This is a genomic window from Treponema pectinovorum, assembly GCF_900497595.1.
Classification (GTDB): domain Bacteria; phylum Spirochaetota; class Spirochaetia; order Treponematales; family Treponemataceae; genus Treponema_D; species Treponema_D pectinovorum.
In genome coordinates this window covers 31011-42538 of the sequence record NZ_UFQO01000007.1, presented here as the reverse complement: position 1 = coordinate 42538, position 11528 = coordinate 31011, and the positions used below count along the sequence as shown (strand labels likewise).

The following is an 11528-nucleotide window of genomic DNA, read 5'->3' as shown; positions in this document are numbered from 1 at the left end:
GATTAACGCATCCTTACTACAAATGAACTATATACGACAACTTCTCCAGAATAGCTGTCTGTTTTTCCTTTTTGAATTTCAAAGAAATATTTGTCGGTTGTGAGCTGGCTTCCAGCATTCAATACTGGCCATGAGTTACCAACTTTGTATGCACGGTTTACCAAATCTTTCATATTGTTTTTTTCAATCAATTTTCCGCTCTTTGTGTTCTCATTAAAAACGCGAACAGTTCTGTTATCTTTTAAAGTTATTACAAGGTCATTCAGCTGTCCTTTAGGAATAGAAACCATTCCCCACCAATATTCCGAATCTTTCTGTTTTGAAGCAGAGAATTTTGCAGGGCGAGATTTTTTGCTTTCTGCAGTTGAACCAGGTGCAGGATTGAAAAGACCAACCATCAAAGGAAGTACAGTTTTTCCGCGGCTTTCAACTTCTTTTTTATAAGCGATTTCTTTATTTATCTGTGCAATTTTTGCCTGCAAATCATTTTTCTGAGCATTTATATCGTCGATTATATCCTTACCGATTTCTTTTGGATATTTAGAAGAAAAAGTCAAAAGTTCATCGTACTTTGTGTTGATATTTGCTTCTACCGATTTATAGTGAGCAAGAATTTCTTCAAGAGTGAAAGAGCCATTTTTTCCGCTGCCTTCGCCTTCTGGCTGACGTGCAAATTCTTCGCCAATTGCATCCTTATATTCATAAGCTTTTTCGCGGATTACGCTTTCGCGCCTTACAATCAAATCCTGGCGTGCGTTTCTAAAACTTCTTATGTTGTTTGAAACTCCTGCGGTAGAAGAAGTACCCGATTTTGCAGCAACCGATGTAAGTTCGCCTTCTTCTTGTTTAAAACTTTCTATAGTTGAATCTAAAGAAGCAATTTTAGCATCAAAATCACTCATCTCCATTGCTTTTGCCGCTTGCGCATTTAAAGAATCTTTTTTTGCAACAATAGAGTTTACAACATCCAATTCTTTTTTTACCGCTGCAAGAGAATCGTTTTCGCCATAAACCTTAACCGCAGAATTGTACATATTTCTTGCCTGAGCAATTTTTTCCGCTGCAAGAAGTTTGTCTACCCTTGCAGAAGTTAAAACTGCGCCTTTTTCGCACACATCGGCAGGAATTGTCAACTGTGGATCCAAAGCTGAAAATTTATCGAGAGCCGTTGTTGCCAACGAAAGAAGTTTTGATTCGTTGGTTGATTTTACAGAATCTGAAGAGTTCAAGGCCTCAACTCCAGCCTGATACAAAGTTACATAATTCAAATATTTTTTCTGCAATTTAGCATCTACAATATCTTTCCAATATGCACTTGCAGCTGCTGGTTCACGAGAATTCCATGCAGTTACACCGCGTTCAATCGCCTGTTCATCGGCAGACATGCCGGTCGAAGCACAGGAAACCACAAAAGCGACAAGCATAGAAGCAAATATGATTCCTAAGTTTCTAATTTTTTTCATCAATAATCCTCCATAAAACAAAAAGTAAAATTTTAATATCAATTTTACAGCAAATTTGTCTTTGTGTTTTTATAAGTTATTTTATTTCTTTTATGATTCTAAAGCCAACATCTGGATATGCAGAAGTTGAGTCGAGTTCTTTGTAGTTCGAGATTCTAAGTTCTGTAGGACCGTCCAACCAAGAACCGCCTTTTACAGTGCGCATAGGAGAATCTTCTGCAGAACGATTTGTTAAAGTCCATTCCCAAACATTTCCTGCCATATCCTTTAAGCCCCAAGCGTTATCGCCATTTGCAAACGAGCCGACAACCGACGGAAGATTGAATTTTCCATTGCCTTTGTAGTTTGCATTTTTTTCTTTATCCGGAGATTCGTCACCCCAAGGGTAAATTATCTCTCCACCTGCACGAGCAGCTTTTTCCCATTCTTCTTCTGTTGGCAATCTGTAAGTTTCGCCTGTTTGCAAAGAAAGCCAAGCCACGTAGTTTTGAGCGTCTTCAAATGAAACGCCAATTACAGGCTGATTTTCCAAATTGTAGTCTGCATTATCAAAATATTCTGGAAATTTCTGCGAATTTGTTGAATGAACAAACGCCGCATACTGTGCATTTGTAACTGGAGTTTGCAAAATTTCATATTCAGAAGTTACAGCAAGATGAGAAGCTTCTTTTTTTCCCGCTCTTGTATCTTGGCTAACCGCACCAGCAGAAAATTCTCCTGCTTCAACTTTTACCATTGGATAAGCAGATGCAAAATCGTCATAGTGCGCAAATTTTGCTTCCACAGAAGATTCTGCATCAAATTTCTTCATCGCTTTGGAATCTGGAACTGCAAGAGCAAAGGCTGTAGAAACCGTTAAAGTAACACATTTGTTGTGAAAATCTTCTGAAACAGGAAAATCAATCATTGCGTTGCCCAAAGTGTCTGTTTTTACAGTTGCAACAACTTCTGGAATTTCCTTCGGATTTTCCGCAGTCAAAACGTTAAATACTTCCCAAACAATTTTTAAGTTCAATCCATTTATAGCATTTCCTGCTGAATCGCTCGCGTTTACAGTAAACTTTGTAGAGTTATCTACAAAGCCATCTTTTACACTAACTTTTAAAACCAAATTCTTTAAAATATCTGCAAAGACTGATTCAACTTTTCTTGAAAAAAGTTCTGTCCCATCCTGTTGCAAGGTTAATAATTCTGTTTCGCCATTTGCAGACAAAACATTTAAAATCTGAGAAGCAAGACTTATTTTTTCACTGATTTTCTTTTTTGAAGCGATACTTTCATAAGTCGGCAAAAGAGTATTTCTTAAATTTTGCGTGAATTTCTTTTCTTCTTTTTCCCAATCTGCAAGTTTTATGCGCAAAGTTACATTTGTGCCCTGCTTGTTCTGTGTAAAAGGTTTAATACCTGCAAGTCTTGATTTTGCACTTTCTTCGCTAATTTTTACTCTGGAAGCCTTTGGATTTGTTGAACGCAAGGTGTATGTTAAGGCGTTTTCTATTAAATCTAACTTTGCTAAAGCAAGGCTTTCTTCGAGCGAAGAACCTTTGCCATATCCGTAATAAAAACCTGCTTCTTCTTTTACAGCGTCTGGATCTTTTTTTGCAAAGGCAAAACTTCCCAAAATGCAGATAAAAAGAGAAAGCGAAATCAATTTGATTTGCTTCATGCTAATTTTTGATGTCATATATTTTCCTCCCAATAAAACCGAATTCGGCTTCGATGATAAAAATTTTTTTTGGATTTTTAAACGAAGCTCAAACGATAGTCGGTTATAAAAAGAACTCAAAGCAATTAAAGTTAAAAATTTTCTATCTGTCAATTTTAAACAAATAGTCAAAGTCGAAATAATGTGTTTTTTAAAAATTTTTAAATTCGGATTAGAGAAAATGGATTAAAAACATTGTATAATCCTAAAAATATGCGACAGTTTAAAGTTATTTCTCCATACGAGCCTTCAGGCGACCAGGGACAAGCGATAGAAAAATTGAGTCAGGGATTTTTGCGAGGCGACCGCTATCAAACTCTAAAAGGCGTAACTGGTTCTGGAAAAACTTTTACGATGGCAAAGATAATCGAAAAAGTGCAACGCCCAACTTTGATAATCTCTCATAACAAAACCCTTTCTGCTCAACTCTACAGAGAATTCAAATCATTTTTTCCAAACAACGCCGTAGAATATTTTGTTTCGTATTATGACTACTATCAGCCGGAAGCCTATGTTCCTGCCCGCGACCTTTATATAGAAAAAGATGCATCTGTAAACAAAGAAATCGACAACCTGCGTTTAAAAGCAACCTACTCTCTCATGGAAAGAAGGGATGTTATAGTTGTGGCAACGGTCAGCTGCATTTACGGTTTGGGAATGCCAGATTTATACAAAGAGATGCGCGTTCACATAGAAAAAGGTGAAATTTTTGATACGCGAAAATTCGGCATAAAGATGGCAAGCATTCAGTATCAAAGGAACGATATGGTTTTGGAACGCGGAAATTTTAGAGTGCGTGGCGACACGATAGAAGTTTATCCTCCATACATGGAAACCGACACAGCATACAGAATCGAACTAGACTTTGATGAAATCGCTTCAATTAAAAGATTTAACGTGATAACTCGCGAAATTGAAGAAGAACTCGATGAAATGCAATTTTATCCTTCCAAACACTTTGTCGTTCCTCAAGAAGCGCTTTTATCCGCCAGTGAAAAAATCCTCGCAGAGATGAAAGAACAGGTGGAAAAATTTGAAACTGCTGGCAAACTATTAGAAGCCGAGCGAATAAAAACCAGAACAACTTACGATGTAGAGATGATGAAAGAGATGGGCTATTGCTCTGGAATTGAAAATTATTCAGGGCCTATTTCTGGAAGAAAAAAAGGAGCCCCGCCAGCAACGCTCTTGCATTACTTTCCAGACGATTTTTTGTGCATGATTGACGAAGCCCATGTTACAGTTCCGCAAGTTGGTGCCATGTACGAGTGCGACCGGAGCAGAAAGCAGAATTTGATAGATTTTGGATTTCGCCTGCCTTCCGCCCTGGATAATCGTCCCCTAAAATTTGGCGAATTTGAAAAAAAACTGAATCAGGTAATCTATGTTACAGCAACTCCACGGGAGCAGGAAATAAAACAGTCAACTCAAGTTGTAGAACAGATAATCCGACCTACAGGACTTTTAGACCCAATAATCGACGTTCGCCCAAGCGAAGGTCAAATGGAAGACATCTATAAAGAAGTAAAAGAGCGAATAAAAAAGAAAGAGCGCAGTTTGATTTTAACGCTTACAAAAAAAATGGCAGAAGATTTAACCGACTATCTTTTAGGTCTAAATTTAAAAGTAAAATATATTCATTCAGAAATAGACACCTTTGAACGAGTGGAAATACTAAAGAGCCTGCGCACTGGAGAAATTGATGTGTTGATTGGAATCAACCTTTTACGCGAAGGCATAGATTTGCCAGAAGTAAGTTTTATAGCAATTCTCGATGCAGATAAAATCGGCTTTTTGCGCAGCACAACTTCTCTAATTCAAATTGTAGGAAGGGCTGCAAGAAATCAAAACGGCACGGTTGTCATGTATGCAGATACAATAACTCCATCTATAAAGGAAACCGTTGACGAAACTAAACGGCGTCGGGAAATTCAGGAAAAGTACAATAAAGAACACGGCATAACTCCTCACACTGTAAGCAAAGCGGTTCAAGATATATTGATAAGGCAGCAAAAAGATGCAAAAGAAACAGAAGAAATTGAACTTGATGTGCTTAAAAAGAGTGCAAATCTGTTCAACCCAAAACAGCGCAAAAAATTGATAGAAGCGCTAAAAAAAGAAATGTCGGATTGTGCAGACAGGCTCGAATACGAAAATGCAGCAGCAATCCGCGACCAGATAATAGAAATAGAAAGAAATTACGGAAAATAATTAAGGTAAAAATGATGAAAAAAATTTTAATCGCTATAGTTACAACATATCTGATTGCAAACACAATATTTGCACAGGAAATTCTAGATTCCACAGAAGAAAGATATTATGATTTTCTTTCTTTGACGGGAAACTCAAAAAGAAATTTCTTAACTTATAGAACGCTAAGCGACAGCGTATGGACTGTAGAAGATGACCTTTCCTCTCCAAAAGATATATGGGCTGGCAATAATTTAGGTTCAACAAAGATTTTGATAGAAGACAAAAGTCAAAATTCAAACTTTTTTACGAGCGGAATTCAAAAAGAACTTCGCTATAAACTTTTCGCACCACAGTGGTATTCAAGCTACAATACAGCTTCTCCTTACGGCGTTAACGATGGTGCTCTATGGCAAGGCAAAGGATACAACACGGCAATAACCGGCGGTGCAAGAATTGAAGGCTATGGTTTTGAACTAACAATACGTCCACAATTTAGTTACAGCCAAAACATAGAATACGAATATATGACTTCCACCAGCATGAAAAATGGAATCTATGCAGACAAGGCTGGCAAATACGGTTATTGGTGGACAGTTGTCGATTTTGTCCAGCGATATGGCGAAGACTCTTTTACAAAATTTGACTGGGGCGATAGCGAAATACGCTGGTCTTGGAAGGCGTTTACGGTTGGTTTTGGAACTCAAGCCGTGTGGCTCGGCCCTGCATTCTACTCTCCACTGTTGTCTTCCAACAACGCACCAACTTATCCTAAATTTGATTTTGGCTTAAAACGAGTTGGAATAACGCTCCCTTATTTTAATATCTACCTTGGCGATATAGAAACGCGCATTTGGATTGGAAAACTTAAAGAATCTGACTATTTTGACAGCGAAAGCCAAAATGATCGCAATCAATATTCAGGATTCAACTTTGCCTACGCACCTTCATTTATTCATGGTCTTACACTTGGCGTTACTAAGATAACTGTTAGCAAATGGGGCGACGATTTCTGGCTATACGCTTATCCCGGTTACAATGGAAACACTCTTTCTGGAAATTCCGCTGGACGAGTGGGAGAAGATCAAAAAGCTTCGCTTTATGCAGATTGGCTTTTTACAAAAATCGGTTTTGAAGTATACGGAGAACTTTCGTTTGATGATTTTCTCGCAGAAGGATTTACTTTTTACGCATACGAAAGATATCCAATACACGCTATAGCATGGAACTGGGGATTAAAAAAAAGTTTTGAAGTTTCCAAAAAACACAATTTGCGCGGACTTTTACAGTTTGAATGGAACTGGTCAGAAGCCTCGCAAGACTATCAAATGTGGGCAGGAAGCAATTATAACTTTGGAACTCATGGACAAATCACTCAAGGATACACAAACGGTGGGCAATGGATTGGAAGCGGTTACGGCTATGGTGGAAACAGTCAGACGCTCGCCTTTACTCTCTATAGAAAAAGTGGATTTGATAAAATTTTTATTCAGCGCAACAATCCAGACAACAATTACATATATTCAAAATGTGTAAGCGCAGACGAAAATACAACAAAAAAACTTGCAGACCTTTACTTTACAGGATTCAAAGCGAATTTTAACTTAGGTTTTGAATCGTTATTTTTTGTAACAAAAGATTTTTCTATAAGAGCAGGTTTTATCTACAACAAGATAATAAATCCTATGTACAACCCTGGTACCACATACGGAACTTACCGCCGTGAATACAACTGGATTGATAATTTTCAAATAAACTGGTCTTTAAAATATCAGTTTTTATAATCGCTAAATTTTCATAGTCATTAAAAATATAAAAGCAGGAGTGCAAAATATTAATAGGCATAAAAAAACCGGTTCTCAAATGAACCGGCTCTTGCAACATCTTGTAAGGTTCTTATTCAGCAGAAGCAGATGGAGCACCAGCATTTGCAGGAACTACATTAATCTTCTTTGTTACAAAACCACTACGCATACAGCGTGTACACACGTTCAAAGTGCGAGTTGTTCCACCAATTTCTGTCTTTACTTTTAAGAGATTAGGCCTCCAAGTGCGGCGTGTGTGGTTGTATGATTTAGAAACTTTGTTACCTGTCATTGAACCTTTTAAGCAAACATCACAAATTCTTGACATAATATATACCTACCTAGAATTGATTAAAACGTGAGTTTTTGTAATATATAGAAATGAATATTTTGTGTCAAGGTAGTTCTTTTTATTTTGTAAAATAAAATGCATTCAACAAGAAAGAACCAAGCCGTCATAAGAAGGTTTTACGGAACCGCCATTTTGTACAATCGATTGAAGTTTTTCATATTTACTCAAATGCTCATCGATATATTTGCAAATTTCAATATGCAAAAAATCATGAGTAAGATGCGTAAACCACGTATTTTTTGCACCGATTATGTTTGCATAAAAAAGAGCCTGCTCAAAATTGTTGTGCGAAGAATGTGGTTTTGCTCGTAAAGCGTCTATTACCAAGTGTTCCAGAACTCCGCCTGCACAAGAATCTTTTACGATTTGCAAGGAAGATTCGCTTATAAAATTGCAGTCTGTAAGATAAGCGATTGAATGTTTTTTGCCGACGGAATCATTACTAGTAAACACCCAGCCAAAACTTTCTGTGTAGCCGTGAACAAGTGGAATTGGAACTACGGTAAAACTATCTTTTATTATTGGATTATGAAAATCATTTTGATCGCAGGTGATTATATTCAGTTTAGGAATTCCACCACCTTTTTGCTGCTGAGAAAATATATATGGGAAGCATGATTTTATCCTTTCTGCTGATTTTCCGCTCATGTAGATTGCAAGCCCTTCGCCTGTAGTTTCCGGATATTTAATGGCATCGGGCTCTTCGGCTTGCATTGCAACAGAATTTTTATGGCTGAATATGCGTAAGTCGTCTATGCCGTGGAGATGGTCTGCGTGAGTATGAGTTAAGAAAACAGACTCCAAAGAATTGAGCCCTAATCGCAATGCCTGAGTCCTAAAATCTGGACCTACATCTATGAGATAATTTTTTTTGTTAACGGTGAGCAGTGCGCTGCACCTGAGCCTATTATCTTTTTTGTCTTTTGATTTACAAACCGCACAGGTACAACCGATGACAGGAACTCCGTGACTAGTTCCTGAGCCAAGAATCGTAAGCTTCATCTATGGCAACGATTTTATATTAAAACACAAGACATAAGCAATAAAGACCTTGTTTTAAGATTGAATGATTTTTTTAACTTAAGCAAACTTAGCGCATAACGAATTTGATGAATTTTTCGATAGTTGCAGTGCAGTCGCAGCATGGCGAATTGTACGTGCTTTTTCGATAGTTGCAGTGCAGTCCTACAAAATCAATTTGTTGCAATGTGTGGCAACGGTAGAAAAAGCAAGCAGACAATCGGACTATTCTGAATGTTTGCAAGAGAACTTTTTGATGCTTAAAAAATAAAGCTTAGCCCCGGGTGTAGCGGCGCAACGCGTTGGCGGCACGCCAATGGAGCGATAGCGCAACCGCGAAACACGGGTTTAACTAAAAATTGCGCTCCTAATATTTACACCACATATAGCGTAAATTATTGACCTCGAAGTTTCATAATGCTAGTATTAGCGGACAGTAAACATTTGTTTTGGAGATAAAAATGCCTTATTCTGAACCAACGAACCTTGGTGTTATTGCCTGCCCTGGTGGAGCCGCTTTTGCAGAAGAAGTGATTTCTCACCTTCGCCACATGTATAAACATCGTTTTACTTTAAAAAACGACGTAATTTCTAAGCGATACAGCATGGACAAGGACAAGTTGATTCAAGATATAAATTTTAGAAACGATATGGTAACTTCTGACCTTGTCGTTAGAGGTGCGGTTGATAAATATCGTGCGCCAAAATTTAAAATTGAAACCGCGTTTACCTGGTTTGCAAACGGCGAAGTAAAGGCCGAATTGATGGACAGCGTTCGCGGAAAAGACATTTATATTTTTCAGGACGCAGAAAACCATCTGCCTTTGGAAATGAATGGTGGTAAAAACACCGTAACTTTTTCTGTTAATGACCACGTTATGACCTTGCTCGTTACGGTTGATGCCGTTCAGCAGGCTGGTGCAAAGTCTATAACCTTAGTTTTGCCGGCGTTTCCTTACAGCCGTCAGCACAAAAAAAAGGGAAGAGAAGGTCTTACCGCTGCCCTTTTGTGCCATATCTATGAATTAAAAAATGTTGACCGCGTTATTACTCTTGATATTCATTCGCGAGAAATTGTAAACGCATTTAATACAACCCATCTGGAAAATTTGCATGCTTCTTATCAAGTTATCAGAGAACTTACAAGAGTTGTGAATCTTACAGGACCTCAAAAAGAAGACTTGGTTGTTGTTTCTCCCGACACTGGTGCGATTGACCGAAATAAATTTTATGCGACAGGGTTAAAAGTGCCTCTGGCGATGATTTACAAAGAGAGGGATTATTCTGTTGTAACGCAAAATGCTAAGCAGACAAACATAAAAAGCGTAAAATTGCTTGGCGACGTAAAAGGAAAGGTTGCATTTTTGGCGGACGATATGCTTGGAACTGGTGGCACTCTTTTAAAAGCGATGCAATTTTTGCAGGAGCAGGGTGCGACAAAGGTCATTGCAGCGATTTCTCTGCCATTTTTTACTGGCAATGCGGTTGAACTTTTTGACGAAGCATATAAAAACGGTCAGTTTTACAGGATAATCGGAACTAACGCTGTTTATCATCCTGAATTAAAAGACAAAGAATGGTTTATAAGCACAAATGTTTCCGGGCTTTTTGCAAATGTTATTACGCGCATTCACCACAACCAAAGTTTGAGCGATTTGCTTGATAACCGCACTATAATCGATAAATTGGTAAAAAAAGAAGACGATAAATCAACTTCGGTGTAAAATGGTCTTATGAAAGATGCCGTTTTATGTGTTGATATTGGGTCTACTTCTCTAAAAGCCGCTTATATGGCGGATTCTCCTAAGAGTATAGCTTACGCAAGGTGTAATTTTTCTAAAGATGAACCGCAATTTTTGGCAAACCAGTGGATTCCTGCTCTAAAAGAATGTTTAGAAGAATTAAAGGAAAAATCTCCGCAAACAGGAATCGAAGCAATCTGCATATCTGGAAACGGACCTACAGTTGTAGACAGCGAAGGTCTTACGCTTATGTGGTCGCAAAAAATTTCTACTACGGTAAAAGATTCAAAATCCCAGTGGATTTCGCGATTGGACGGTTTTCGAAAACTTTATCCGCAGCAATGGTTCAAATCAAAATACTTTTTTGGTGCACCAGAATTTCTTATATATTGCCTTACAGGAAATGTTGTAACAATTTTGCCAGAAGAAAGATTCAAAGAAATTTATTGGACACAAGAGCAGTTAAAGAGCGAAGGCTTTTCTGATGAAGAGATAAACAAATTGCCGCCTTTTGTCGCACCAGGAACTTTGGCAGGAAAAGTAACTCGCGAAGCGGCCTTGCAGACTGGCTTGATTGAAGGAACTTTGGTTTTCTGTGGAGCACCAGATTTTATTGTAGCCTTGATTGGAACGGATACTTTGGAAACATCTAAACTTTGCGACAGGAGTGGCTCGAGCGAAGGCATAAATCTCTGCACGCCGTTTCCGATTGAATCTCCAAATGTGCGCGTTATGCCATCTATAATTCCTGGAATGTGGAACGCAAGCGTTTTGATTGCAGATTCTGGAAAAAGATTTGCAGATTTTAAAGAAAAAACAGAACGAGAATTAAATATGAAGATAACTCATAAAAACATAATCGCACAATTAACAGGCAAAACTGACGAAAAGCAAATTTTAACCGAAAAGCAAAAAAAAGACGGAATGGCTATAATTCACGATGTAACGCATCAACTTTGGGCTGCGGTAAACATACTAAAAAAGGCGGCATCAGAAGCTTCTATTCCAGTTCCAACAGAAATGACGATAACAGGTGGGCAGGCCTTGAACGAAATTTGGACCCAATTAAAGTGCGACTCTCTCTGTTTGCCTATAATCGTAACAGAATGCGTGGACGCGGAACTCGTTGGCGACAACATTCTGGCAAGGATTGCTTTGGGCGATTATGACTCTATAGAAGAAGCAGCTTTTGCCCTTGTAAAAAAAGCGAAAACCTATACGCCTTCAATTCCGGCAGATTTTTCCTAAATT

The 11528-nt window shown here is 38.1% G+C and carries 8 protein-coding genes; 4 read left to right on the top strand and 4 right to left on the bottom strand.

The genetic code is table 11. The features are described 5' to 3' along the window. Window positions 1–2 precede the first annotated feature (2 nt). Together FXX65_RS09165 and FXX65_RS09160 are read right to left on the bottom strand one after the other, a co-directional pair. Window positions 3–1463, bottom strand: coding sequence for a hypothetical protein (locus FXX65_RS09165; protein ID WP_147616016.1), 1461 nt, complete (start codon window positions 1461–1463; stop codon window positions 3–5). 76 nt (window positions 1464–1539) lie between these two features. Beyond that, window positions 1540–3147 carry a formylglycine-generating enzyme family protein gene (locus tag FXX65_RS09160; RefSeq protein WP_147616015.1) on the bottom strand — a complete coding sequence of 536 codons (1608 nt, stop codon included), beginning with the start codon at window positions 3145–3147 and terminating at the stop codon, window positions 1540–1542. A 234-nt stretch (window positions 3148–3381) separates the two neighbouring features. Between FXX65_RS09160 and uvrB the strand changes: the two genes are divergently transcribed. Then, the gene (gene uvrB / locus FXX65_RS09155; RefSeq protein ID WP_147616014.1) at window positions 3382–5379 is read left to right on the top strand and encodes an excinuclease ABC subunit UvrB; all 1998 of its coding nucleotides are present in this window, start codon (window positions 3382–3384) and stop codon (window positions 5377–5379) included. Window positions 5380–5393: 14 nt separating this feature from the next. After that, window positions 5394–7142 carry a capsule assembly Wzi family protein gene (locus FXX65_RS09150; protein WP_246104373.1) on the top strand — a complete coding sequence of 583 codons (1749 nt, stop codon included), beginning with the start codon at window positions 5394–5396 and terminating at the stop codon, window positions 7140–7142. A gap of 112 nt (window positions 7143–7254) precedes the next feature. Here FXX65_RS09150 and rpmB read toward each other — a convergent pair whose 3' ends face one another. Both rpmB and FXX65_RS09140 read right to left on the bottom strand, forming a co-directional pair. Continuing rightward, complete coding sequence (gene rpmB, locus FXX65_RS09145; RefSeq protein WP_147614142.1) at window positions 7255–7491, bottom strand: 50S ribosomal protein L28; 237 nt, start codon at window positions 7489–7491, stop codon at window positions 7255–7257. A gap of 105 nt (window positions 7492–7596) precedes the next feature. Continuing rightward, window positions 7597–8517 (bottom strand): MBL fold metallo-hydrolase, encoded by a 921-nt coding sequence (locus FXX65_RS09140; protein WP_147616012.1) that lies wholly within the window; start codon window positions 8515–8517, stop codon window positions 7597–7599. A gap of 479 nt (window positions 8518–8996) precedes the next feature. On the opposite strand from FXX65_RS09140, the gene prs reads away from it, so the two are divergent. Further along, window positions 8997–10259 (top strand): ribose-phosphate diphosphokinase, encoded by a 1263-nt coding sequence (prs, locus tag FXX65_RS09135; protein WP_147616011.1) that lies wholly within the window; start codon window positions 8997–8999, stop codon window positions 10257–10259. A 9-nt stretch (window positions 10260–10268) separates the two neighbouring features. Further along, a complete protein-coding gene (locus FXX65_RS09130) occupies window positions 10269–11525 on the top strand; it encodes a hypothetical protein (protein ID WP_147616010.1) in 1257 nt (418 codons plus the stop codon). Window positions 11526–11528 lie beyond the last annotated feature (3 nt).